Source organism: Brevibacillus ruminantium, from assembly GCF_023746555.1.
Classification (GTDB): Bacteria; Bacillota; Bacilli; order Brevibacillales; family Brevibacillaceae; genus Brevibacillus; species Brevibacillus ruminantium.
The window spans coordinates 1855057-1880349 of record NZ_CP098755.1; the positions used below are offsets into that span (position 1 = coordinate 1855057).

The 25293-nt window shown below is 48.5% G+C and carries 18 protein-coding genes and 1 CRISPR repeat array; of the genes, 14 read left to right on the forward strand and 4 right to left on the reverse strand.

The annotated features are described in order from the left end of the window. Nucleotides 1-53 precede the first annotated feature (53 nt). Complete coding sequence (locus NDK47_RS09040) at nt 54-1718, forward strand: peptide ABC transporter substrate-binding protein (RefSeq protein ID WP_251874498.1); 1665 nt, start codon at nt 54-56, stop codon at nt 1716-1718. Between the two features lie 278 nt (nt 1719-1996). Further along, nucleotides 1997-2674 (forward strand): HAD family hydrolase, encoded by a 678-nt coding sequence (locus NDK47_RS09045; RefSeq protein WP_251874499.1) that lies wholly within the window; start codon nt 1997-1999, stop codon nt 2672-2674. 9 nt (nt 2675-2683) lie between these two features. Here the strand turns inward: NDK47_RS09045 and NDK47_RS09050 are convergent, their stop codons facing one another. Together NDK47_RS09050 and NDK47_RS09055 are read right to left on the reverse strand one after the other, a co-directional pair. After that, entirely contained in the window at nt 2684-3043 is a 360-nt protein-coding gene (locus tag NDK47_RS09050) for a VOC family protein (protein WP_251874500.1), read from the reverse strand. Nucleotides 3044-3058: 15 nt separating this feature from the next. Then, nucleotides 3059-3403 carry a YkgJ family cysteine cluster protein gene (locus tag NDK47_RS09055; protein WP_251874501.1) on the reverse strand — a complete coding sequence of 115 codons (345 nt, stop codon included), beginning with the start codon at nt 3401-3403 and terminating at the stop codon, nt 3059-3061. A 319-nt stretch (nt 3404-3722) separates the two neighbouring features. Between NDK47_RS09055 and NDK47_RS09060 the strand changes: the two genes are divergently transcribed. The 9 genes from NDK47_RS09060 to NDK47_RS09100 all read left to right on the forward strand — a co-directional run bounded on the left by NDK47_RS09060 (nt 3723) and on the right by NDK47_RS09100 (nt 18606). After that, nucleotides 3723-4037, forward strand: coding sequence for an ABC transporter substrate-binding protein (locus tag NDK47_RS09060; protein ID WP_251874502.1), 315 nt, complete (start codon nt 3723-3725; stop codon nt 4035-4037). 217 nt (nt 4038-4254) lie between these two features. After that, nucleotides 4255-6678 (forward strand): CRISPR-associated helicase Cas3', encoded by a 2424-nt coding sequence (cas3, locus tag NDK47_RS09065; RefSeq protein ID WP_251874503.1) that lies wholly within the window; start codon nt 4255-4257, stop codon nt 6676-6678. A 207-nt stretch (nt 6679-6885) separates the two neighbouring features. Next, nucleotides 6886-7611 carry a type I-C CRISPR-associated protein Cas5c gene (cas5c, locus tag NDK47_RS09070; protein ID WP_251874504.1) on the forward strand — a complete coding sequence of 242 codons (726 nt, stop codon included), beginning with the start codon at nt 6886-6888 and terminating at the stop codon, nt 7609-7611. Further along, on the forward strand, nt 7608-9503 hold the full coding sequence (gene cas8c, locus NDK47_RS09075; RefSeq protein WP_251874505.1) for a type I-C CRISPR-associated protein Cas8c/Csd1: 1896 nt from the start codon (nt 7608-7610) through the stop codon (nt 9501-9503). The genes cas5c and cas8c overlap by 4 nt, the downstream gene beginning before the upstream one ends. A gap of 18 nt (nt 9504-9521) precedes the next feature. Then, nucleotides 9522-10388 (forward strand): type I-C CRISPR-associated protein Cas7/Csd2, encoded by an 867-nt coding sequence (gene cas7c, locus NDK47_RS09080; protein WP_251874506.1) that lies wholly within the window; start codon nt 9522-9524, stop codon nt 10386-10388. Beyond that, complete coding sequence (cas4, locus tag NDK47_RS09085) at nt 10375-11034, forward strand: CRISPR-associated protein Cas4 (RefSeq protein WP_251874507.1); 660 nt, start codon at nt 10375-10377, stop codon at nt 11032-11034. Before cas7c ends, cas4 begins: the two co-directional genes overlap by 14 nt. After that, nucleotides 11031-12062 (forward strand): type I-C CRISPR-associated endonuclease Cas1c, encoded by a 1032-nt coding sequence (cas1c, locus tag NDK47_RS09090; protein WP_251874508.1) that lies wholly within the window; start codon nt 11031-11033, stop codon nt 12060-12062. The genes cas4 and cas1c overlap by 4 nt, the downstream gene beginning before the upstream one ends. Nucleotides 12063-12070: 8 nt before the next feature. Then, nucleotides 12071-12361 (forward strand): CRISPR-associated endonuclease Cas2, encoded by a 291-nt coding sequence (gene cas2 / locus NDK47_RS09095; RefSeq protein ID WP_251874509.1) that lies wholly within the window; start codon nt 12071-12073, stop codon nt 12359-12361. Between the two features lie 188 nt (nt 12362-12549). Beyond that, a CRISPR array of direct repeats spans nt 12550-17127; the repeat unit is 33 nt; unit sequence GTCGCACTTCGTATGGAGTGCGTGGATTGAAAT. Between the two features lie 318 nt (nt 17128-17445). Further along, nucleotides 17446-18606 carry an oxalate decarboxylase family bicupin gene (locus NDK47_RS09100; protein WP_251874510.1) on the forward strand — a complete coding sequence of 387 codons (1161 nt, stop codon included), beginning with the start codon at nt 17446-17448 and terminating at the stop codon, nt 18604-18606. A 184-nt stretch (nt 18607-18790) separates the two neighbouring features. Here the strand turns inward: NDK47_RS09100 and dapF are convergent, their stop codons facing one another. Together dapF and NDK47_RS09110 are read right to left on the reverse strand one after the other, a co-directional pair. Further along, nucleotides 18791-19645, reverse strand: a complete 855-nt coding sequence (dapF, locus tag NDK47_RS09105; RefSeq protein ID WP_251874511.1) for a diaminopimelate epimerase — start codon at nt 19643-19645, stop codon at nt 18791-18793. Nucleotides 19646-19663: 18 nt separating this feature from the next. Next, nucleotides 19664-20926, reverse strand: a complete 1263-nt coding sequence (locus tag NDK47_RS09110; RefSeq protein WP_251874512.1) for a dicarboxylate/amino acid:cation symporter — start codon at nt 20924-20926, stop codon at nt 19664-19666. A 782-nt stretch (nt 20927-21708) separates the two neighbouring features. On the opposite strand from NDK47_RS09110, the gene NDK47_RS09115 reads away from it, so the two are divergent. From NDK47_RS09115 to NDK47_RS09125, 3 genes are read left to right on the forward strand one after another with little or no spacing between them, the layout of a single operon-like run. Then, nucleotides 21709-22098: a MerR family transcriptional regulator gene (locus NDK47_RS09115; protein ID WP_251874513.1), complete on the forward strand. Its 390-nt coding sequence runs from the start codon at nt 21709-21711 to the stop codon at nt 22096-22098. Continuing rightward, nucleotides 22091-23596, forward strand: a complete 1506-nt coding sequence (locus NDK47_RS09120) for a class I adenylate-forming enzyme family protein (RefSeq protein ID WP_251874514.1) — start codon at nt 22091-22093, stop codon at nt 23594-23596. The genes NDK47_RS09115 and NDK47_RS09120 overlap by 8 nt, the downstream gene beginning before the upstream one ends. Continuing rightward, nucleotides 23593-25263, forward strand: coding sequence for an acyl-CoA dehydrogenase family protein (locus NDK47_RS09125; protein ID WP_251874515.1), 1671 nt, complete (start codon nt 23593-23595; stop codon nt 25261-25263). The genes NDK47_RS09120 and NDK47_RS09125 overlap by 4 nt, the downstream gene beginning before the upstream one ends. Nucleotides 25264-25293: the final 30 nt, after the last annotated feature.

Consider the following 25293-nt stretch of genomic DNA (forward strand, 5'->3'; position numbering starts at 1 on the left):
GAAAGCTGTCAAAACGGCAGATTTTCATAAATTGCAGGAAAGAGGGGGAAGAAATGAAAAAGCTGGCTAGCCTCGTTTTCAAATTATCCGTGGTTGTCGCACTCATCTCAGGTTGCAGCTCCAGCAGTACGTCAACACCAAACAGCAATGACAGCAATACCACCACGCCAAACACATCTGAGAACAAAACTGAAAAGCCGCAGAGAGAGAAAAAGATCGTCTATGCGCTGCCTTCCGAACCGGAAACACTCGATCCCACGTTAAACAACTATTCGCGCTCTTCGATTGTGCTGCAAAATCTGTTCCGCGGACTTTACAAAATTGACCAAAGCGGGCTCCCTGTCCCTGCTTTGGCCAAAGAAACGATCATAGATGAGACCGGAACCAAATACACCTTCAAGATTGATCCAAACGCGAAATGGAGCGATGGCAAACCTGTCACGGCGCATGATTTTGAATACGCCTGGAAACGCGTGCTGAACAAAGATGTCGCCTCAAGAGCCGCTGCTGACCTGTACTATGTGAAAAACGGCCTCGCGTACAATGAAGGAAAAGCGAGCGCTGATGATGTCGGGGTGAAAGCCGTAGACGATCAGACGCTGGAGGTTGTGCTGGAGAATCCGACCACCTATTTCCTGAATCTGCTCTGCGCGACTTCCTATCATCCCGTGAGAAAAGATGTGGTGGAAGGGAACGAGGGATGGACCAAATCTCCCGACACCTACCTGTCCACTGGGCCTTTCATGCTGGCCGAGATTCATCCGAAACAAAAGTATGTACTGAAGAAAAACCCCAACTATCTACTGGCTGACAAGGTGCAGATTGATACGCTGGAGATCGTGTTCATCGAAACAGCGGAAGGGGAGCTGGCCGCCTATACCAATAATGAAATCGACGTCTCCGATAACATCAATAATGAATCCATGCAAAAGTACAAGGATACCCCGGAATATTTCGCCGCCGCACGGATTGGCACCTATTATTTTGACTTCAATACCTCCAAAAAACCGTTTGACGATCCACGCGTGAGAAAAGCGCTTGCGATTTCCATCAATCGGGAGCAGATCGTGAGAAATGTCATGCAGTCCACAGAGAAGGTGGCGTTCGGCTTTGTTCCTTATGGAATGCCGCACCTTGTGGAAACCAACAAGGAATATCGCGATGTGGTTGGCGACCTGTTCAAGGAAGACGTGGCGGAGGCGAAGCGCTTGCTGGCTGAAGCGGGCTATCCGGATGGAAAAGGCTTTCCGCAGGTTGATTTCATGACCTTGTCAGGCCAGACGGACAAGGATATCGCCCAAGCGCTTCACAGCATGTGGAAAGAAAACCTGGGGGTTGAGATCTCCATTCGGACACTGGAGTCAAAAATCTACTGGGACGAAATGGAACAAGGCAATTTTGAGATCGGTCGGGATGGCTGGACAGGTGACTATCTAGACCCGATGACCAACCTCCATTTGTTCGAAACGGTCAATGCAGCGGATGGAAGCCGCTGGAGCAACAAAGAATACGATGCGTTGCTCAAAGAAAACCGGGAAATTCAGGATCAAGCAAAACGTTCAGCCAACTACGCCAAAGCTGAACAAATCCTGATGGATGAAATGCCGATCTTCCCGCTCTATTTCTATGAGGATTCGTATCTGGTGAAACCGCATATCAAAGGTGTGATGAAAAACTTTATCGGACATACGATCTTTGAATATGCATCTGTCGAATAATCAATTGATCAGCCTGGTCCTGCCTGAGTCAAACGAGAAAGACAAGAACGCCTTTCGAAGCACTTTCTGATGTAAAAAACCCCTGCAAGCCTTTCGTGTAAGAGCCTCCTTTACGGAGAATATTACACGCAGCTTACAGGGGATTTTCGTGTCATAGGCCTAGCGAGGCTATTGCCGCGAAGCCCAAAGCATGATGGACAAGGAAATATTTACTTTTCACGCGCAAGAGAGTTATGTGACAATGAACAAAAGCGGCAACGTGAAAAGGAGTGTGTCTCTTGTCTATCAAAGCGATTCTCTTTGATCTGGATGGTACCTTGCTGGATCGTGACTCCTCTCTGCTCTCGTTTGTGAGGGATCAATACAAACGCTATCCCGAATTCCAGGTAGTAGAAGAAGAAGTGTTTGTCCAGCGCTTTATCGAACTGGATCAACACGGTTATGTATGGAAGGACAAAGTGTATCAGCAGCTGATCGAAGAGTTTTCCATTCAAAACCTGGATTGGGCTTCGCTATTGGATGATTACATGCGTCATTTCCAAAGGCATTGTATCGGTTTTCCCAACCTGCTGAGCGTGCTGACTGCCTGTAAGCAGCAGGGAATCAAGATAGCGTTGATCTCAAATGGGGTTGGGCAGTTCCAGTATGACAATTTCAAAGCGCTGCACATTGAGCATCTCTTCGATGAGGTGCTGATCTCGGAATGGGAAGGGCTGCGGAAACCGGACCCGGCCATATTTACACGAGCTTTGCGCAAACTGGGTGTATCTGCGCAGCAGGCTGTTTTCGTGGGAGACCATCCTGACACCGATGTTCGCGCCAGCCGCGATGTTGGCATGAAGGCCGTCTGGAAACGAAATCCGCATTGGGAAAGGGCGAAATGGGCTGATGCGGTCATCGACGATTTGTCGGAATTACTTTCGCTTGCATTGCCTGATCCAGCGCGGCAACATTAATCCGGAAAATCAGCGAGAGGCTGCATGAGAAAGTATATTGATCAGCTTGCCAAACGGATCGCGGACATAGAAGCGGCGAACACCCCATGGCTCATAGGCAGGACCGTATTCGACCGGAAACCCTGCACTTTTCACTCGCTCATAGGCCTCATCCACATTATCCACTTCAATCGAGAGATCAGGAACAAGCGTTTGGGAGCCTCCCTGCGAGGCGAAACTGATTTGAATGCTCATTTCTTCGGATGAGCCGTACGTAGCAATCCAGCCGTGATCCATCAACAGGTCAAGGCCCAGCACGTCCTGGTAAAAGCTTTTGGCTGCGACGATCTCTTGTGTATGGATATTGGCAACAATTCGTTTGACCTTCATAGATATCCCCCCATGCTAAAAATCCTTCCAGGTAATGTCAATACTGAGGTGGCCAATCGGTTTTTCCTTGAAGGCTACTTTTTCCTTTGTGGCCAACTCCGGTTTGCGGAAACAGACAAGTTCTTTGTGATAGCCAAATGCGCGGCAAATTTCTGGACGAACGGCATGAATGCCGCAGCGATCATGATGAATATCGTAGAAGATGCATGTTCCGAAAAGTCTGGGCTGGTTTTCGAGCTCCTCACGAATCTTTCTCGGCATCGTTTTTATCTTTTTTTGGATTTTTTTGAGTTCTTTCTCCGTGATTGGAACGGGGCCGCAACATAATCCTTTGCAACCTTGACAAGGCAACGTTTCCATACGCTGTACAACCTTTCTCCTGTCCTTTAGCAGACGTTCTTTTACAGGACATTATGCTAGGAGTGTCCTGTTTTGTAAAGTAGTTAAATATTTTACATTAACACAAATAAAAATTTTTGTCAAGAATATATTTTCGGTCAAGAGTACCCTCGAAGAAGGTTCATTCGAGGTATGGAGGCAGTCAAGACCTTTATCGGCACGGGGCCATTCCAACTGGAAGAATGGAAGCAGGACCAATACGTGCATTTGAAAAAAATATTCGGACTATTCGCCCCGTACGGAACCGAGCGATGGACTCGGCGGCAAAAAAGAAGCGCTGGTGGATGATCTGTACTTCCACTATGTCACGGATGAATCGACGCGCGTAGTGGGAATCACGACAGGGGAGTACGCTATCGCCTTCAGCATTCCGTTTGAAAACGCTGAGCAAATCGAGAACACACCCGGTGCGAGCAGTTTTGTCAGCGAGGGCGGAATGACGACGTTCGTGTTCAATAAGAAATCGGGACTCTGCAGCAATGTAAAAGCGCGTCAGGCAGTCAACGCGGCATTGGACATCGAAGAAATCCTCATCCCCGCTTATCGTGAATCGCGCTATTGCACCCTCGATTCCGGAGTGGTGCTACCGAATTAAATCGATTGGCACAGCGAGGCAGGAAAAGAAGAATACAATCAGCACATAAGCGAAGCAATACGTGTTAACTAATCGGACAGTTGTGAAAGCTTCAATTAAAAAATGTATGTATTTGTTGAAATGAAGAGGTATTTGTAAAATTATGCTGAATAGGGAAAATGAGTCTTTTTACCCTGGTGAATCGAGAGTGATCATTTGATAAAAGGAGCTTGGAACTATGGGATTTATTGCTCATATCCGCCAAAAGGACGGATGTATTCAGACTGTGAACGAACATTTGCGGGAAGTTCAAACGGAGTGTGAACGTTATGGTATGAAAATCGGTGTCCGACATCTCGCGGGTTTGGCAGGCTTGTTGCACGACCTTGGGAAAAATACAACCGGTTTTAAGACGTATATTAATGAAGCGGCAGCGAATCCTGATGCTCCTCCACGCAGAGGATCTGTAGATCATTCGACAGCAGGGGGTAGATTGCTTTATCAGCGTTATCATCAGAAAGCCGTAACAGTTGAAGACAAGCTGGCTGCGGAATGGATCGCTAATTGCATAATTTCCCATCACCAAGGATTAAGAGATTTTCTCGATCCGCAACTGCTTTCGCCATTTTTAGAACGTGTAGCGGTGAAAGAGTTGGAGGAATACGAACAGGCGGTGGCAGCTTTTTTTGAAAATTATTCAGAAAGAGAGTTGGATCACTATTTTGCAGGGGCAAAAGCGGAGATTCAGCATGTATTGAATGTGATCAAAAAACAAAGCCTGCCATCGATTACCGCTTCCCTACTTATCAAGTACATATTCAGTTGTTTGATTGATGCAGATCGAACAAATACGCGGGAGTTTGAAGAGGGGGAGGTTACAGAAGAAAAGATTGACAGTCTTGCATTCTTTGGCAAAAGCTACCGGAAGTTAATGGATACTTTAATGGAGTTTGAACAAGCTGAAGACGCTGACCATCCAATTAACCGTTTAAGAAGCGAGATGTCACGTCAATGCGAAGCGTTTGCCCTGCGACCATCAGGTATATTTACGCTATCAATCCCCACTGGAGGAGGAAAGACGATAGCCAGTTTGCGCTATGCGCTTAAACACGCGATTACCTGGAACAAGGAACGAATCATTTACATCGTTCCCTATACGACAATTATCGAGCAAAATGCCAAGGAGATCAGGGAGATTTTAAAAGAGAATGACATGATCCTTGAGCATCACTCAAATGTAATCGAGGAAAGCGATGTTGAGGATGAAAGCGATTATATCCGCAGGAAGAAAATCAGGCTTGCCAAAGATAACTGGGACCGACCCATTATTTTTACCACGATGGTACAGTTTTTAAATACGTTTTATGCCAAAGGTACACGTAATATACGAAGGATGCACCAGATGGCTAATGCTGTTCTGATCTTTGACGAGGTTCAATCTGTTCCAACCAAATGTGTCTCGTTATTTAACGCAGCTCTAAACTTTCTGCATGTTTTTGGACGTTCAAGTATGGTTTTATGCACAGCTACACAACCTGCGCTGGATTTTGTCAAACATAAACTGCTTTTGTCCGACCAGGCTGAAATGATTGAGAATCTGGATGACGTGGGAAAAAGCTTTAAGCGAGTGGAACTGATCGACTATACGACTCCTTTAGGTTGGAAAACGGAGGAGTTGGCAGCGTTTATACAGGAGAGGCTGGATGAAGTCGCTAGTGTTCTCGTTATTTTAAATACGAAGACGGCTGCACGTAAATTGTTTGTTCAACTAGAAGAGAACAAACGGAGTGGTAATCGTCCGGTGAGGTTGTTTCACTTGAGTACGAATATGTGTGCGGCTCATCGAAAGGAAGTGTTAGCGAAGGTAAAGCAGGCGCTCTCAGCTAAGGAGCGAGTCATCTGTGTCAGTACGCAGTTGATCGAAGCGGGAGTAGATATCAGCTTTGATTGCGTCATTCGCTCCTTGGCAGGGCTTGACTCGATTGCACAGGCTGCAGGCAGATGCAACCGACATGGGAAAGATGAGGTACGACATGTTTATATTATCAAATCTGCTGAGGAAATGTTGACTCGGCTACCGGAAATTCGTATCGGGGCAGAGAAAACACAACGTATTCTGTTTGAATTTCAGCAAGAGCCGGAACGTTTTGGTCATGATTTGCTTTCGGCATCAGCACTCAATGCCTATTTCCAATACTATTACGATCATATGAAGGATGGGCTTCACTATCCGATTCGAGAGCTGGAAAAAAATCTGTTTGATTTGCTCGGTACCAATAAGGATTATTTTGAGGGTTACAAAAATAAGCACGGGAAAAGCCCTGAATTTCTTACTCGCTCATCATTTGCGACGGCGGAAAAACACTTTGAGGTGATTAGCGATACTGCTACATCGGTACTCGTCCCTTACAACCAAGAGGCGGAGAGTGTGATCTTGGCATTAAACGGAGAGCTTGATACCCGAAGTCTGGGGGAGCTGCTGCAAAAATCTCAACAATATGTGGTCAATATATACAGTCATGAATTAAAAAAGCTGGAGAAAAATGGGGATATTTATCCTCTGCTGCACGGTCATGTCCTGGCATTACGAGAAGTTGCTTATTCGGATCGTTTCGGGGTTGAAGCGGAGGGAGAAGGCGAATGGGCGATGGCGATGTTATAAGGGAAAAACCCGCTTTTGAGCGGGTCTTTTCCACAAATGATGATGTACAAGTTTCAATCCACGCTTCTCAGCGATAGAAAGAGTGTAGCACAGAAGAGTGAATTAAGGCAATTTTTCCAATTGATATTGCGTTCACCTAGATAATAGGATAATATACCATTAGATCCCAAAAATACAAATGATTATATACAAGAAGGTGGTGAAACGATGAGGAATCAACTAGAGTTTGAGGTTTATGGAAATTATGCGCTTTTTACCGACCCTGTGACAAAACTTGGAGGCGAGAAGTTTTCTTATCACGTCCCTAGCTATCAGGCACTGAAAGGGATAGTTGAATCAATATACTGGAAGCCCTCCATCATTTGGCATATCGACGAAGTGCGTATCATAAACGCGATCCAGACAGAATCCAAAGGAGTCCGTCCGATTGAGTATAACGGCGGAAATACTCTGGCTTATTACACTTATCTCAGGAACCCACGGTACCAGGTACGCTGTCACTTTGAATTCAACCCTTATCGCCAAGACCTGAATCATGACCACAACGAGGGAAAGCACTTTAACATTGCAAAGCGGGCATTAAAGGCGGGAGGCCGCCGGGATATTTTTCTCGGAGCGCGAGAATGCCAGGGTTATGTGGAACCATGTGTTTTCGGCGAGGGAAAAGGCTTTTATGATGAGGTTCCCGAAGTTGATTTCGGCATCATGGTTCATGGCATCAGCTACCCGGATGAAACAGGCAGGAAGGAACGGGAAACGCGTTTGTGGCGAGTCAAGATGGAATATGGCGTCATCCGCTTTATCCGCCCGGAGGAGTGCGCGCTGATTCGCAAGACGGGCGAAGGTTCAGCCAAGCCGTTTGGCCCCGTCAATATGCAGTCTGTAGACAACTTGTATGAGGAACTGCTTCCGAGAGGAGGAGGGAGTGAATGACTTGGCTCGCTACTCTAAAGAAGACATATGAGAATCACGCGGATGTGATTGGCCAGTTTGAAAAAAAGCGTAATGATCGAGAGTACGCACTGCTGCCGATTTCGCACACTACCCAAAGTGCGCATATCGAGGTGAACCTGGATGGGCAGGGAAATTTTATCTCGGCAAAAGTGGTAGACAAAAATGAGGCAAGCACAATTATCCCCTGCACCGAAGCCTCTGCTAGCAGAACGAGCGCCCCGGTTCCCCATCCTCTCTTTGACAAACTGGTTTATCTGGCAGGCGACTTTACACGCTATTGTGGCGATGTTAAAGAAAATCCTCACGAAAAATATTTGGAGCAACTGCTCTCGTGGTGTGAATCTCCTGCCTCCCACCCCAAGGTGAAGAGCGTGTACACGTACCTTTGTAAAGGAACACTGATGGCTGACCTGATTCGGGAGAAAGTACTATGGGTAGATGAGCAGGGCAAGCTGCTGGATAAGTGGACAACGGTGATGGAAGAAAAGTATGGAGAAAAGCCGGAGATTTTCAAAGTGATTGCCTCCGACCAAAGTGCCGCTTTTGTCCGCTTTGCCGTACATGTGCCTGGTGAAGCGGAGTCGCGACTGTGGCGAGATCAGTCTGTGCAGCAGTCCTTCATTCAATACTATGACAGAGAGTTGACAGATACAGACTTGTGCTATGTCAGCGGTGATCATCTTCCGTATGCGGACAAGCATGCGTCGCGTATACGCAATTCTGCTGACAAGTCGAAATTGATTTCGGCCAATGATACGAGCGGCTTTACGTTTCGCGGGAGATTCCGCAGCAGCCGGGAAGCAGCGTCGGTAAGCTACGAGGTCTCACAGAAAGCGCACAACGCTTTGAAATGGTTGATTGAACGCCAAGGCTTTACCATAGATGGCAAGGTGTTTCTGGTATGGGGAACGGAAAAACTGGCTGTACCTGACCCTTTCAGCGATACATTCAGTTTGTACCAAGATGAAGAGGCATTAGGCGGGGATTTGGCGAATAAGGAGTTTGCCAATCAGATCCGACTGGCAATCGGCGGCTATCGGTACGATGGTGATTACAAATCCAAAGTCATCATCATGGTGCTGGATGCGGCCACTCCCGGACGGATGGCAATTGTTTACTATCGTGATTTAAACCAAGAGCTCTTTCTCAATCGCTTGGAGAACTGGCACATAACCTGTTCTTGGCTGCACCGTTACAAAAAGGACGGGGAGAATCGGATTCGTTCGTTTATTGGAGCTCCCGCAACACGAGATATCGCATTCGCCGCCTACGGTCCGCGAGCCAATGACAAGGTCGTCAAGGGAATGATTGAAAGAATGCTTCCACCTATTATTGACGGAGCTAAGATTCCGCTTGATATTGTTCGCAGCGCCATCACTCGCGCTTCCAATCCGGTAGGAATGGATGAGTGGGAGTGGGAAAAAACACTCAGTATCACATGTGCATTAGTGAAAAAGACTTACGAGAAGGAGGGTTTTACGGTGGGCTTAGATACCGGGAACACGGATCGGAGTTATCTGTTCGGCAGAATGCTGGCTATTGCCGATGTACTGGAAAGAAGGGCATTAGGCCGTGAAGAAAAACGGGCTACCAATGCAGTGCGTTATATGAATGCCTTTGCACAACGACCAGGAAGAACTTGGACCATTATTCAGTCGAATCTGCAGCCTTATCAGGCAAGGATGGGTACCGAAGCAACTTATTATAACCAATTGCTAGATGAGGTCGGCGCCCAACTAAAAGCGGAACATTTTACTGATCGGCCGCTAAGTGGTTTGTACCTGCTTGGATTTTACAGTCAACGCCACGAGTTATACAAGAGCAAGAAAGAGAAAGAAGAAGAAACAGGGCAAGATTCTACGAATCATTAAGATGGGAGAGATGTTGGAATGAGTACACTCGATCACAAAATTGATTTTGCTGTTGTTCTGTCAGTTCGCAATGCAAACCCGAATGGCGATCCGTTAAATGGCAATCGCCCTCGTCAAAATTACGATGGACGCGGTGAGATCTCGGATGTTTGCATTAAAAGAAAAATTCGCAATAGACTGCAAGATATGGGCGAACCTATTCTAGTCCAGTCCGACGAACGGCGCTCAGATGCATATCGCAGCATTAAAGACCGCGTGGATGCCAATGCAGAACTCCAAGAGTTTGCCAAAGGGAAAAAGCAGAACAACGATCTGTACGCGCAAGTAGCTTGCAACACATGGATTGATGTACGCAGCTTTGGACAAGTCTTTGCTTTTAGTGGTTCGGATGTATCGATCGGCATTCGCGGTCCGGTCTCTATTCATCCGGCTGTCAGCATCGACCCAATTGATATTTCCAGCATTCAGATTACCAAAAGCGTAAATGCGGTCACGCCAAAAGATCCGAACAAGAAAAGCTCTGATACGATGGGGATGAAACACAGAGTCGATTTTGGCGTGTATGTTTTCTATGGCAGCATCAATACCCAGTTGGCTGAAAAGACCGGATTCACAAATGAAGATGCTGATAAAATTAAGCAGGCTTTGCTCACATTATTCGAAAATGACGCATCTTCCGCCCGGCCGGATGGAAGTATGGAGGTATACCGTCTGTACTGGTGGGAGCATCAGTCCAAATTAGGGCAATACTCTTCCGCCAAGGTGCATCGTTCCTTACAGATTCAGCTAAGGGAAGGAATTGGCGAAGCGAAGTCGGCTGAAGACTATGTCTGCACCATACAACCTCTCGAAGGTCTGGAAGTTCAAGAGTATGATGGATTATAACGAAGAGGATTTCTTGCTGCTTTCAGGCATTCAGCATTTTAATTTTTGCAGAAGACAGTGGGCGCTCATTCATATTGAACAGCAATGGGAGGAAAATGTCCGAACGCTTGAGGGAGCATATGTACACAGAGTAGCGGATCAACCTCTGCTTCGTGAAAAAAGAGGGGAGAAGCTGATCGTTCGTGCATTGCCTGTTCACTCAAAGCAGCTAGGGGTCGCAGGAATTTGTGATGTTGTTGAGTTTGTCCGTGATCCTGAAGGGATATCGCTTGCAGGGGAGGAAGGTCTGTACCTTCCTTTCCCTGTTGAATACAAGCGGGGAAAACCCAAAAAAGATGATTCAGACCGTTCGCAGTTAATTGCCCAGATGTTGTGTCTGGAAGAAATGCTGGTTTGCGAACTCTCAGTTGGATATCTCTATTACGATGAGATCAAACAACGAGTAGAAGTGCCTGTTACTCCCTCGGATAAGGAGCAGGTACGTAAAATCTTTCGAGAAATGCACCATTATTTTCAAAAGAATCACACCCCGAAGGCGAAAGCAGGTCCGCACTGCCAAAGCTGCTCTTTAAACCAAGTTTGCTTGCCTGAGATGATGAATAGAAAAAAGGTTTCAAGTTTCATTGAAAGCAGGTTGAACGAATGAGAAAGCTGCTGAATACGTTGTTCGTTACCACGCAGGACGCATATTTATCATTAGATGGTGAAAATATCGTAGTCAAAAATGAAGAGGAAACGTTAGGGCGCTACCCCCTGCACAATTTAGAGGCGGTGTGTACGTTTGGTTATGCAGGCGCAAGTCCAGCTTTAATGGGGGCGTGTGCTGCACGTAATATTTCACTGACTTTTCTAACCCGAAATGGGCGTTTTTTGGCCAGGGTGATTGGAGAAGACAGAGGAAATGTGGTACTCAGAAAGGAACAGTATCGGATCTCCGACAATGAAAGAAGAAGTGCCCTGGTGGCCCGAAATATAATAGTAGGGAAACTGTACAACAGCAAATGGATTTTGGAGCGTGCGACACGTGACTACCCGCTCCGAATCGATGTCGACAGAATGAAGCGGGTGACGGCCTCGTTGTCCGAGACGATGAAACTAGTCCGTAATGTAGAAGACCTAGGGATTTTGCGAGGCCTGGAAGGGACTGCTGCGGTTCAGTACAACTCTGTGTTCGATGATCTAATCTTGCAGCAAAAAGAGCATTTTTCTTTTCGCGGCCGCAGCAAACGGCCGCCGCTTGATAATGTCAACGCTTTGTTATCCTTCGCTTATACCTTGCTTGCCAATGATATGAAGGCGGCTTTGGAGGCGGTGGGACTGGATGCCTACGTTGGCTTTTTGCACAGGGATCGACCGGGGCGGGCTTCGCTGGCGCTTGATCTGATGGAAGAACTCAGAGGGGTTTATGCAGATCGACTGGTGCTGTCCCTGATTAATAAAAGGATCATAAACAGCAAGGGCTTCCATAAGAAAGAAAATGGCGCGGTCATTATGGACGAAGATACAAGAAAACAAGTATTAAAAGCCTGGCAAGAAAGAAAACAAGAAAAGATTATTCATCCGTATCTGCATGAAAAAATCTCTTGGGGACTGGTCCCTTATGCGCAAGCGTTGCTATTAGCCAGGTTTATTAGAGGGGATTTGGATGAATATCCTCCATTCTTGTGGAAGTAGGTGTTGTCATGTTAATCCTCATTACCTATGATGTAAGTACATCAAGCGCGGAAGGCAGAAGAAGACTGACCCGAGTATCTAAAAAGTGCTTGGACTATGGTCAAAGAGTACAGAATTCTGTTTTTGAATGCATACTTGATACGACCCAGTTTCGCCGTCTCAAATATGAATTGGAGGAATTGATAGACACGGAAAAGGATAGTTTGCGTTTCTATAATCTCGGTGACAAATACAAGACTAAAGTAGAACATCTTGGAATAAAGCATTCCTATGACATGGAAGGCCCGTTGATTCTTTAAGCTTTAAGGTGCGAATGTAAGGCTCCCATGAATTTCCCGAGTCCTTCGCACCTCGATTTTTGTCGAAAATCATAAAAATAAGTAATCAGTGGTAAATGTCAATAAGGGATACTTAGTTAATTAATGATTTTTTTAGCTAAATGCATGAAATTGATTCATTCATCGTATTAATTTCATACATTTTCGCTGTCGCACTTCGTATGGAGTGCGTGGATTGAAATTACTGCCTTATCCAAAGCAACAATTGGATACATACGTCGCACTTCGTATGGAGTGCGTGGATTGAAATACCAGCCGCACTGGCACCGGATACAACACCGAACGTCGCACTTCGTATGGAGTGCGTGGATTGAAATTGTTTATCGGTGCAGAACAGGTAAACTACACGAACAAAGTCGCACTTCGTATGGAGTGCGTGGATTGAAATCAGAAGAAACAGCATCGAGAAAAGTGGCTATCACTTGTCGCACTTCGTATGGAGTGCGTGGATTGAAATAGACAATTTGAAAGAAGGTGTGCTTTTGGCTTATCGGGTCGCACTTCGTATGGAGTGCGTGGATTGAAATCAAAGAGTGAGTTACAAGAGGTTTGGAGCAATGGCTGGGTCGCACTTCGTATGGAGTGCGTGGATTGAAATCGGCACCACGCGAGGCAAGGGGAAATCCCAAGCTACGTCGCACTTCGTATGGAGTGCGTGGATTGAAATAGAAAAAAGGCAATCGCCCTCTCGTCCTCCAAGTAGTCGCACTTCGTATGGAGTGCGTGGATTGAAATGATTTCGGCTCGTGGCAGGACCTGTAAATCCCCTTGTCGCACTTCGTATGGAGTGCGTGGATTGAAATTTTGTCTGTGGCCGAAAGTATGTATCCAATTGTTGTCGCACTTCGTATGGAGTGCGTGGATTGAAATAACTACGACACAAAAACCAAGGACATAAACCTCGTCGCACTTCGTATGGAGTGCGTGGATTGAAATCGAAGTTCCGTTTTCATCTTGAGTTCAGTACCTTTGTCGCACTTCGTATGGAGTGCGTGGATTGAAATGCTATGTTGTGGCCGCATGTGCGCGATTATACCGTCGCACTTCGTATGGAGTGCGTGGATTGAAATAAACTTAATGCTTGTCATCACTGTGACAGCTTTACGTCGCACTTCGTATGGAGTGCGTGGATTGAAATGTTTGGCGGCACGCTGGATGGTGTCGTTTTTGGGTCGCACTTCGTATGGAGTGCGTGGATTGAAATCCCATCTGATTGTACAAAACCCATGTTAGCTTCAGGTCGCACTTCGTATGGAGTGCGTGGATTGAAATCCTGTCCATTTTTCTAACTCCCGGCGCAGCTCTTCGTCGCACTTCGTATGGAGTGCGTGGATTGAAATATCAGGGTCTTGGCGTGGTCGAGGAACGAATCGACGTCGCACTTCGTATGGAGTGCGTGGATTGAAATTCCCCACAGATCGTTTGTATCCTTGAGTCGATCACGTCGCACTTCGTATGGAGTGCGTGGATTGAAATTGCTGTTGTGCGAAGAAAGGAAACGCCCAGCGTCGTCGCACTTCGTATGGAGTGCGTGGATTGAAATATATCCTCCTTAGATATCGTTTGCGATTGACTTGGTCGCACTTCGTATGGAGTGCGTGGATTGAAATCTTTTTGGAGCTGCTGCGGACGCTGCAATCAATAGTCGCACTTCGTATGGAGTGCGTGGATTGAAATCTCCTTGGTGTCCAGCACCGCCACAAACGGATACGTCGCACTTCGTATGGAGTGCGTGGATTGAAATTGAGTTTTCGGATGAGCAGGCTGCTGACATCCTCGTCGCACTTCGTATGGAGTGCGTGGATTGAAATCCCCTTGCTCGTAATTGTTGAGAGTAGACTTGCGGTCGCACTTCGTATGGAGTGCGTGGATTGAAATCAAACGGATTCCCAGACGGTGTGACAAACTTTTGATTGTCGCACTTCGTATGGAGTGCGTGGATTGAAATGTGTTCCTGCTCGTCAATAACAGGCAGGCCACGGTGTCGCACTTCGTATGGAGTGCGTGGATTGAAATCCCGGACAGGGCATCCTTGGCATTGTCCGTAAATTGTCGCACTTCGTATGGAGTGCGTGGATTGAAATCCACTCGCAAATCACCACGGTGCAAAACGCCTCGCGTCGCACTTCGTATGGAGTGCGTGGATTGAAATCGGCAATCGAGTTGGAGCCGATGGTATCGATAATCGTCGCACTTCGTATGGAGTGCGTGGATTGAAATCCTTGCTCACGGGTGATCACCTGATAGGGCTTAGCAGTCGCACTTCGTATGGAGTGCGTGGATTGAAATCTCCCTGAGAAGTAGGGGGTATGGATGAACTAATTGGTCGCACTTCGTATGGAGTGCGTGGATTGAAATCCATCCACGCTATCAATCGCCTGTTCGTTACTCCGTCGCACTTCGTATGGAGTGCGTGGATTGAAATCCTGCCCATTTTTCTAATTCTCGGCGCAGCTCATCGTCGCACTTCGTATGGAGTGCGTGGATTGAAATCCTTTGACGCGCCTGTTACGATATTTGCACCCGTGTCGCACTTCGTATGGAGTGCGTGGATTGAAATCTAAGTTATAGGTATTGTTCCGTACTTTAATCTCGTCGCACTTCGTATGGAGTGCGTGGATTGAAATAGTTGTTCGCGCAGCTCACGCACATTGATCAATGTCGCACTTCGTATGGAGTGCGTGGATTGAAATTTGTTAACTTGATTATAGCAACACATTAGCACAGTCGCACTTCGTATGGAGTGCGTGGATTGAAATAATAGCTAATTGAATCCGTCCTCGTAGCGCCCCCAGTCGCACTTCGTATGGAGTGCGTGGATTGAAATCCTGAATCCTTGCTAACTGAGGTTACCCAGCAACGGTCGCACTTCGTATGGAGTGCGTGGATTGAAATCGTGGTCGGGAGTGTATTCAGATACAATCGTTCGTTGTCGCACTTCGTATGGAGTGCGTGGATTGAAATTTTATAGTGGTCTGTATCACTAGAAAAAGAATTGGGTCGCACTTCGTATGGAGTGCGTGGATTGAAATCTCACATCGGCAGCGATCATGGTCACGGCTTGTTGCGTCGCACTTCGTATGGAGTGCGTGGATTGAAATATATTGAGGTTGTCCACGGTGTAAGTGAGCTGAGCCTGTCGCACTTCGTATGGAGTGCGTGGATTGAAATCGTTTTCCCATTGAAGGTAAAAATCTGGACGGATGTCGCACTTCGTATGGAGTGCGTGGATTGAAATCGGTTACTGTTTGGAATAGCGTTGATAGCTACCTGGTCGCACTTCGTATGGAGTGCGTGGATTGAAATAACCCGTTTACTTAATGGGCGTGATGGCAGTGGCTTGTCGCACTTCGTATGGAGTGCGTGGATTGAAATCCATAGGGGGTGGCTGTTAGCTGACTCCAACCACTGTCGCACTTCGTATGGAGTGCGTGGATTGAAATTATCCACCCAAACAAAGCCGGAACACCTGACAAAGGTCGCACTTCGTATGGAGTGCGTGGATTGAAATACGCAAAGGCTTGGCAACACGAGTAAACACTTGCGAGTCGCACTTCGTATGGAGTGCGTGGATTGAAATACCAGCACCATTAGACCTTTAGCTGTGGTAAACGTGTCGCACTTCGTATGGAGTGCGTGGATTGAAATCCATAGGGGGTGGCTGTTAGCTGACTCCAACCACGTCGCACTTCGTATGGAGTGCGTGGATTGAAATTGTTTGCGTTGCTGGGTAACCTCAGTTAGCAAGGAGTCGCACTTCGTATGGAGTGCGTGGATTGAAATACTATCATTGCGTGTTTTTTAATCTGCCGTACATAGTCGCACTTCGTATGGAGTGCGTGGATTGAAATAGGTGTTCGAGGATCTGGAGGGGGAAGAAGAGGTTGTGTCGCACTTCGTATGGAGTGCGTGGATTGAAATCGGTTACTGTTTGGAATAGCGTTGATAGCTACCGTCGCACTTCGTATGGAGTGCGTGGATTGAAATCCATAGGGGGTGGCTGTTAGCTGACTCCAACCACGTCGCACTTCGTATGGAGTGCGTGGATTGAAATCCATAGGGGGTGGCTGTTAGCTGACTCCAACCACGTCGCACTTCGTATGGAGTGCGTGGATTGAAATAGCGTAGTGAGGATGTCAGCAGCCTGCTCATCCGAGTCGCACTTCGTATGGAGTGCGTGGATTGAAATCCATATGCGTCCGGGTCTACCAGCTCATCGGGAGTCGCACTTCGTATGGAGTGCGTGGATTGAAATAAAAATGGCGATCGGCAAATTGCCGAAAGAACCACGTCGCACTTCGTATGGAGTGCGTGGATTGAAATTTTATGCGTGTGCCAGCACGCGACCCTGTACTACGTCGCACTTCGTATGGAGTGCGTGGATTGAAATTGGCAGGATTTGATTGGATTCTCCGATGACTACAGTCGCACTTCGTATGGAGTGCGTGGATTGAAATGGGTTCCGTGGACATAAAAGCTTGGAGGACGCTTAGTCGCACTTCGTATGGAGTGCGTGGATTGAAATATGGAAACGGTGGTAATCAAGAGTCTCTGTGCTGGTCGCACTTCGTATGGAGTGCGTGGATTGAAATCAGGGAACAGTTTCAGCAGCATCAGAGAAGGAGTTAGTCGCACTTCGTATGGAGTGCGTGGATTGAAATAGCTACCGGCACGCGATAAGCTTCCGGGACCACGTCGCACTTCGTATGGAGTGCGTGGATTGAAATTTTTCGTGCATTTTTTCAGCAAAGACAAGTGACAAAGAAAACCTGTCGACATCAAGATCCCGTTTTCGTTATTTGCATACACAAAGTAAGAGCCCAGTAAACGAGAGCAAAAGTCCGATTAAACAAAGCGCCACCGGTGGTTCCAACGAGCGCTACAAAGGTAACAAGAAAGCTCTTTGCCTTCATTTCCTGTTCGGATCGGTTTAAAACAAATTTTGAGCTCCTTTTTCCAAAAACGATTTCCTCCTCCGCCACGCCTTCATAGCATGATATAGGCGTATGCCACTGTGTGTAAATGACAAGGAGGAGTATATAGAAATGAATCGACGCTTCGATCAAGCGGCGTTTGATGAGATACCGCAACCGATCCGAAACGATACCGGCTGGTGGGATTTTGGCCCGCGGAATATCATGAGAGATCTGGAGAACCCTGATCTGCTTGTTCCGCCTGTTACAGATGCCGGAACCATTCCAAACATGAGGTTTTCTTTCTCTGATGCCCATATGCAGTTAAATCACGGCGGCTGGTCGCGGGAAATAACGGTGAGAGAGCTTCCGATCGCCACCACGCTGGCGGGTGTGAACATGGCTTTGACGCCAGGGGGTGTACGCGAGCTTCACTGGCATCAGCAAGCAGAATGGGCCATTATGCTGGTTGGCCGGGCACGCATTACTGCCGTCGATCAGAACGGGAGGCACTTCATTGCGGATATCGGGGTAGGAGACTTGTGGTATTTCCCGCCCGGCATTCCACACTCGATTCAAGGCATGGAGGAAGGGTGCGAGTTTTTACTCGGCTTTGATGACGGACACTTCTCGGACTTAAATACGTTGTCCATCTCCGATTGGTTCGCTCGTACGCCAAAGGACGTGCTGTCCGCCAATTTCGGCATACCGGAAAGCGCATTTGCCCACATCCCCGGCAAACAAGTTTACATTTTCCAAGGAGATGTTCCCGGTTCGCTGGAAAGTCAGCAAGTTCCCGATCCCTACGGTACGGTGCCACTTTCCTTTTCCCATCGGTTACTCGCACAAAAGCCGATCGTCACACCAGGGGGGACAGTGCGCATCGCCGACTCGTCAAACTTCCCCATCTCGACTAGAATCGCAGCGGCGCTGGTAGAAATCAAACCGGGCGGAATGAGGGAAATGCATTGGCACCCCAATGCAGACGAGTGGCAGTACTACATCTCTGGAAAGGGACGCATGACGGTCTTTGGGGCGAACGGAACCGCTCGTACCTTCGATTACCAGGCCGGTGATGTAGGGTATGTCCCCTTCGCTTTCGGCCACTACATTCAGAACACGGGTAACCAGAGTCTGTGGTTTCTGGAAATGTTTAAAAGTGACCGCTTTGAAGACGTCTCTCTCAATCAGTGGATGGCGCTGACCCCTCATCAGTTGATGCAGGAAAATCTAGGTGTAGGGCCAGAGCTGATGCATGAATTGCGGACGGAAAAATGGCCGGTCGTGACATAACCCGGATTTTCCTCCGGTCTAAAACCATAGACCGACATAGAAACTGACAAATGACAAACCGAAAAAACCAGCCGTTTTGGCTGGTCAGGCTGTCGGGAAACACCATATTTTAAAAGGAAATGGATAACAATGAACGATCCTGTGCAAAGGGGGCCGCATTCGTGACCCCCGTCATTCGTTTTATCTACAACCAGGCATCCGGCAGAAGCTCGCCCGTTGCCACCAGCTTCGCGTTTCCTTCCATGTACACATCCCGGGCCAGCTCCTCGGAAAGCTGATAGGAAATGCGCAAAACACCTCCGCGGGTCTGCATGCGGATCGGGCTGTCACTCTCTACCAATCCCAATATACCAGCAACGATAGCCGCTGCGGTCGACCCGGAGCCGCAAGCGTACGTCTCTGCCTCAACCCCGCGTTCATAGGTGCGGATTTGCAGCGAGTGGCGATCAATCACCTGGGCAAAATTGACGTTGGTTCCTTGAGGAAAGCGGGCGTGGTCATAGCGAATCTGTTTTCCCCATTCCGTGATCTGGCGGTCAGAGAGCTTCGCTACATTGTCCAGAAACCAAACTGTGTGCGGAACCCCGACAAACCCGTAATGGTACAGAGAGGCAGGCCCTTCAGTCGGATATGGTTGATTAAGCTGCAACGTTTTCAGCGGGACATCGGGAAACTTTACGTTAACCGTGTGCGTAGCGGGAAGCACCTCTGCCTGGTAGATACCTGCCATGGTTTCAAACGACATGGTTTCGCTTGCTGCTCCGACCAGATGAGCGAAGCGGGACAGGCATCTTGCCCCGTTTCCGCACATCGCGCCCTCGCTGCCGTCGGCGTTGAAATATCTCATCTTAAAGTCTGCGATATCCGAGGGCTCCAGCATCATAAAGCCATCGGCCCCGAGGGACGTTCCTCTGGCACAAATGTTTTTCACAAATGTGCCCAGATCGAAGCCTTTCATCATTTTCTTGCGGTTGTCAACGACGATAAAGTCATTTCCGCAACCATTCATTTTGGCAAACGGGATTTTTGTGATCGGCATGAAGATTCTCCTATATGGTTAGACTGTTTCTTCGCGAGTTGTCATGAATTTTGACCTCATCCATTGCTTTCCGTCGACAATCCGGGCGACCAACATGCTGGCGACTGTATCTCCGGTAGCGTTTACCATAGTGGCAGGGGGATCAACCAGCGTGCCCAGCATCGCGATAATCGGCAGAGCTTCAGGCGGGAAGCCGTACATTGTCACGATCAGCATTTCGCCAATAAATCCGCCGCCCGGAACACCTGACATGACGACGCCGCTCAGCACCGCGATCATAATCGCTGTCAAATACGTGTCCAGCCCGTGAAAAGGCATATTGAAAAGCCCAAAGATAAAAGAGATTTTCAAAATCGCGCTTAAACAGGAACCATCCATATGGGCCGTTGCACCAAAGGGAATGACGATTTCGCGGATATCCTTCGGAACGCCAATTTTCTCTGTGGCCTCCAGATTGACAGGGATCGTAGCGACACTGCTGCCGGTGGCAAACGATGTCACAGCGGGAGAGATGGCGTTTTTCCAAAACAGTCGAGGGCCCTGTTTTCCGCTTGACAGATAGGCGTAAACCGTAAAGGCAATGAAGAAATAAAGAAAGGAGATTGGATAGTACACAGCCATTGCCCTCGCGTAGGAGCCGAGCAGATCCGGGCCGAAAACGCCGACGAGATTGGCAAAATAAGCACCCAAGCCAATCGGTGCGTAGTACATCAGGATTTTGATCATCTTGATCATGACTTCCGACAAAGCGTTCAGCCCTTCAGCCACTTTTTTCGCTTTCTCTCCAGCCAGACTGACGGATAACCCGAATAAAATAGAGAATACAATAAGTGCAAGCATGTTTTTGCGAGACAGCAGATCATTGAAGTTGGAGACGGTAAAAGCCTGGACGAACTGGTCTGCCGTATTCAACTGGTTGATTTCTTCAGGGGCCTTCAATTCGAGGTGGATGCCTTCGGCAGGCGGGAAAAAGGAGACGCCGATGAGCATCAGACTGGCGGAAATGATGCCGGTGACGATAAAAACAGCCAGCATGACGCCGAGGATTTTCCCCAATCGCTTCAGATCGACGATGTTGGCCACAGCACTGCTGATGTTCACGAAGACGAGCGGAACGACGACGGTAAACATCATGTTGATAAAGATGTCGCCAAAAGGCTTGAGGACCTCTGCGTCCTTGCCCGTCGCCATGCCGATGATGGCGCCCAGACCGATACAGATCAAAAGCATGATGGGATAACGATAGGACTGCCAAATGCTGTTTTTCGTTGTGTTCGCCATGTGTGTGAAACCTCTCTTTCCGGATAGGGAATAAAAGCACATGCCCACAAAACAAAATTTTAAATCTTCTGAAAATATACCATAATGAAAGTTCCTTTTCCATGTTTGGTTTTTCATGGTCCTCCCGTTGGCCGGAATGGCAAAGATATGTATTTACTCCTTGGCACCATTTTCACCACCATCATTTGAGGCGAAACGGGCAGCCGGAAAGATATGCGCAGCTCTACATGAGAATCTTGTCTTCTTTGACCAATGGAGGCAGTTTTTATTACGCTCCGGGACTCCCATTCATTGAGAAGCTGCTGCCGGCCAGCCAGTTCGCTGTAAAACGGAAGCGGATCGAACCGTATCCGTTTTATGCTGCACGAGTTTCCATACTGCAATGAGGGAGAGGCTGTCCTCCCTTATTTGCGTTGCCGGGGTTCATTCATGAACCACGAGATATACGAGCAATTCTTGCAGATGAGGATGGCCGCTTCTTTATTTGCCCAATCCAGGCCAAAGAAAGTGGCGCCTCTGGAGTTTAGTTGCCGGTAGTCCTTGTCAAATGTATCGTTTTGACAACAGGGGCAAACAAGTGGCTTCCCTCCGGCTTGAAATTTCATGCAATCACGCTCCCCTACAATGTTCTATCTGTATGTACGCGTTTCCGGCAGAAATGTTTCAGACCGATGAGCAAAGGCAGACAATCACCTCCTGTGTTCTGAAAAACAGGCGATTTTTCTCCTTGCCCTTTACGTTAACGTAAATGCTATACTACCCCTAAACAAGAGGTGATCACGATGAAAACGATCAGGGAGGTGGCAGAGCAATTCGAGGTGTCCACTCGAACCATTCGGTATTACGAAGAAATCGGACTCCTGAAGCCTCAGCGCGCCGCGAATAATCAACGTCTCTACTCCAAAGCCGAAATCGCCAAAATCAAGCTCATCTCCCGAGGCAAGCGATATGGTTTCTCTCTCGATGAAATCAAAGAAATGGTGCTGCTGTTCGATAAAGACCGCTCGGGCCGCAAGCAACTGGAGCGCACGATCGAATACGGCAAGCAGCGGATCAGTGAAATTGAGGCGAAGATCAAAGAATTTCAGGAATTAAAGGAAGAAATGGAACAGTTGTTACATAAGTTTTCAGAAAAATTAAATAATATCGAGGGGGAGCAGGGATATGAATAGCTCGCAACTGTTGGAGCGCAATGCGCGGAAATATCCAGACCATGAGGGGGTGATCAGTCAGGGAAAACGTCTGTCATACCGGGAGCTGGATCAGCTTGTCAACAAGTTTAGTCATGCCCTCAAGCATCAAGGGGTTCGCCCAGGCGATAAAGTCGTCTTGTTCATGCCAAACGTCGCAGAGTTTGTGATCGCCTATTTCGCTGTACAGCGGATCGGGGGAATCATCGTTCCGATCAATGCGAGGCTGACGCTGCCGGAGGTAGAGTATATTGTCCAGCATTCAGATGCGAAAGCCGTTATTGCCCATCAGATGCTGTTCGGTACCGTGGAGAACCTTCGCGCCGATGTGATTCGCATCATAACAGGCGAAGCAGCAGGGGGGTGGCAAAGCTTTGAGGTGCTTCTTGCTGCCGGACATGAAGCAGCCATTCCATGCCATTTAAAGGAGGATGACGAGTCTACCCTGCTATACACCTCGGGCACGACCGGCCAACCCAAAGGAGTTCTGTTCAGCTATCGCAACATCTTGACGGTGGCGCAGATGATCTGTGTGGAGATGGAGGTAAAGCCCGAGAGCCGTATCTTGCTGATGATGCCGCTCAGCCACTCCGCGCCGCTGCATCTCTTCCTGATGGCGGGGGTATTCGTCGGAGCTGCACTGGTACTCACGCCTACCTTTACACCAGACCTGCTCCTGTATGCCGTCGAGCAAGAGAGGACCACTCACTTTTTTGGCGCCCCGGTCGCCTATCTCCTGACAGCCGTTCATCCACGGATTCACGAGGCTGATTTGTCATCGATGAAGTGGTGGGTATACGGCGGTGCACCGCTTACGACCAAAGAAGTGCAGGCGGTGAAAGCTGCGTTTCGAACCGACAATCTGGTTAGCGTCTACGGCTTGACCGAAGCGGGCCCCAGCGGCACCCTGCTCTTGGGAAATGAGCATGAAACCAAAGCGGGCAGCATCGGCAAACGGGCAGCTCTGTCGACTGAGCTGCGCATCGTCAATGATGTCGGGGAGGATGTAGCCGCTGGTGAGATTGGAGAGATTGTTCTGCGCGGCGAAGGAAACATGATTGGCTACTATAAAAATGAGGAGGCCACCAAGGAGGTTTTCCTCGGCGAGTGGCTGAAAACAGGCGATCTGGCCAGATTTGACGAGGATGGATACATCTGGATTGTGGATCGGAAAAAAGATGTGATTATCACAGGGGGAATCAATATTTATCCCAAAGAAATTGAAGAGGTCATGCTGCAATTCCCGGGCATCCGGGAGGTCGCCGTCGTTGGTGTGCCGCATCAGGAGTGGGGAGAGACCGTCAAAGCCGTCTATGCTGCGGCTGAACTGGTTGATGTGGAAAGCTTGAAAGAATATCTCGGAGAGCGGTTGGCAAAGTTTAAACTGCCTCGGCTGTACGAACAAGTGGAAGCGCTTCCGCGAAATTCGTCCGGCAAAATCCTGAAGCAGCCGCTCCGCACAGGAGGAGATGCCTCATGAAAGTACTCCAGGATATAAGCGTGACGGAAAAACGCAATTTTTTTGCCGGAGATGACACGCTCCAGATCATCGTCCGTGACTTGTTGAACGGGCCGCTGTCCCACTATGCGACCCGCCAGTTAGATGCATTTGGCGAGCTTTGCGCCAATGAAATTGACGAGAGGGCGAAGCATTCGGATCGGGAAGGACAGCCCGTGCTAAAACGCTACGACCGGTTTGGGGAAGAGCGCTCCGACGTCTGGGTGAACGAAGGCTATCGGAAAACCATCCAGCAGACCTATGACACAGGGATTGTCGGCTATGTGCACAAAAAGATTCCCGAGCTGGGACAAAAAGGAAATTACACCTATAGCTTCGCACAGGGATATCTGTTGTCACAGGCAGAACCGGGAATCTATTGTCCGGTTACGCTCACGATGGCCACTGCTTATCTGCTGGACCATTACGCTGACAATAGCTTGAAAAAGAAACTCCTGCCTCATGTTTGCTCGACGGGGGAGCTGCAGCTTTACGAAGGAGCCACTTTTCTGACAGAGCGCCAGGGAGGCTCCGATGTCGGGGCGAATGTTGTCCGGGCTGTAGAAAACGGCGGTACGTATCGGCTCTACGGCGAAAAATACTTTGCCTCCAATGCAGGGAAGTGCGGAGTAGCCATGGTGCTTGCCCGCATCGAAGGAGCACCGACTGGCTTTCGCGGACTTACATTGTTTGCCGTGCCATGGCGCGGAGAAGATGGCAGCTTGAACGGCATCCGTATTCGCCGCTTGAAGGATAAGCTGGGTGTGCGTGCTGTCCCTTCGGGCGAAGTGGAGTTTGACGGAGCGGAAGCGTATATCGTGGGCGATCCGGCAAAAGGCTTTTATTACATGATGGAGGCGCTCAATCTGTCGCGCATTTGCAACGCTATCGCCTCGGTTGGCATCATGCGCCGGGCATTGGTTGAATCGAAGGAATATGCGTCGCGACGCAATGCCTTCGGCAAGTGTCTTACCGATTTTCCGATGGTAAAGGATACATTGGGCAAGCTGGCTGCCAAGCTCCATGTGGAAGTGGCCACGATGTTTGACCTCATCCAGCTCTATGAAAAAGTAACGGACGGGACGGCATCCGAGCGGGAAGTGATTCTCCACCGGGTGTTTATTGCGATCATGAAAAAGGAGACGGCGGAGCAGGCGATTCATTTTGCGCATGAAGCGATTGAAATGCACGGCGGCAACGGGTATATCGAGGATTTCGTCACCCCGCGCTTACTGCGGGACGCACAGGTTTTGACCGTTTGGGAAGGCACAGCCAATATATTAGGGCTGGAGCTGGTGAGGCTTGTCCAAAAATACGCGGCCCATACGTTGTTTGTCGATGAAATGAAAGGGCGGTTGGCTGCGCTGGCAGACAGTCCGGGCAAAGCAGTGGTTGCAAGTGAGCTGGAGCGCCTTGCCGATTTGCTTGATCAGTTTGCCGGCTATGAGGAAGCGCTGCAAACCTTTGAAGCGAAAGGGCTGGCCCAGCGCATGGCCTGGGTGTACGAAAGTGTCGTGGCAATCGAGTGGGCGAGCAGATACGGCGGGAAATTTGAGAAGCTGGCTGACATTTATCTGGACGAAACCTGGGGACTCAGGCAACCGGGCGGCCGGATGAAGACGGTGGAGTTTTTCGAGGAGATCGTGTAAATCGGGGACGTGTACGTTCCTGTAAATCCT

Excerpts from the sequence above, each read along its gene's own strand:
- NDK47_RS09100 (WP_251874510.1), top strand. The coding sequence starts at position 17,446 with ATGAATCGACGCTTCGATCAAGCGGCGTTTGATGAGATACCGCAACCG.
- cas7c (WP_251874506.1), top strand. The coding sequence starts at position 9,522 with ATGAGTACACTCGATCACAAAATTGATTTTGCTGTTGTTCTGTCAGTT.
- cas5c (WP_251874504.1), top strand. The coding sequence starts at position 6,886 with ATGAGGAATCAACTAGAGTTTGAGGTTTATGGAAATTATGCGCTTTTT.
- NDK47_RS09120 (WP_251874514.1), top strand. The coding sequence starts at position 22,091 with ATGAATAGCTCGCAACTGTTGGAGCGCAATGCGCGGAAATATCCAGAC.
- NDK47_RS09125 (WP_251874515.1), top strand. The coding sequence starts at position 23,593 with ATGAAAGTACTCCAGGATATAAGCGTGACGGAAAAACGCAATTTTTTT.
- dapF (WP_251874511.1), bottom strand. The coding sequence starts at position 19,645 with ATGCCGATCACAAAAATCCCGTTTGCCAAAATGAATGGTTGCGGAAAT.
- cas2 (WP_251874509.1), top strand. The coding sequence starts at position 12,071 with ATGTTAATCCTCATTACCTATGATGTAAGTACATCAAGCGCGGAAGGC.
- cas3 (WP_251874503.1), top strand. The coding sequence starts at position 4,255 with ATGGGATTTATTGCTCATATCCGCCAAAAGGACGGATGTATTCAGACT.
- NDK47_RS09055 (WP_251874501.1), bottom strand. The coding sequence starts at position 3,403 with ATGGAAACGTTGCCTTGTCAAGGTTGCAAAGGATTATGTTGCGGCCCC.
- NDK47_RS09110 (WP_251874512.1), bottom strand. The coding sequence starts at position 20,926 with ATGGCGAACACAACGAAAAACAGCATTTGGCAGTCCTATCGTTATCCC.
- cas1c (WP_251874508.1), top strand. The coding sequence starts at position 11,031 with ATGAGAAAGCTGCTGAATACGTTGTTCGTTACCACGCAGGACGCATAT.
- NDK47_RS09040 (WP_251874498.1), top strand. The coding sequence starts at position 54 with ATGAAAAAGCTGGCTAGCCTCGTTTTCAAATTATCCGTGGTTGTCGCA.
- NDK47_RS09115 (WP_251874513.1), top strand. The coding sequence starts at position 21,709 with ATGAAAACGATCAGGGAGGTGGCAGAGCAATTCGAGGTGTCCACTCGA.
- NDK47_RS09050 (WP_251874500.1), bottom strand. The coding sequence starts at position 3,043 with ATGAAGGTCAAACGAATTGTTGCCAATATCCATACACAAGAGATCGTC.
- cas4 (WP_251874507.1), top strand. The coding sequence starts at position 10,375 with ATGATGGATTATAACGAAGAGGATTTCTTGCTGCTTTCAGGCATTCAG.
- cas8c (WP_251874505.1), top strand. The coding sequence starts at position 7,608 with ATGACTTGGCTCGCTACTCTAAAGAAGACATATGAGAATCACGCGGAT.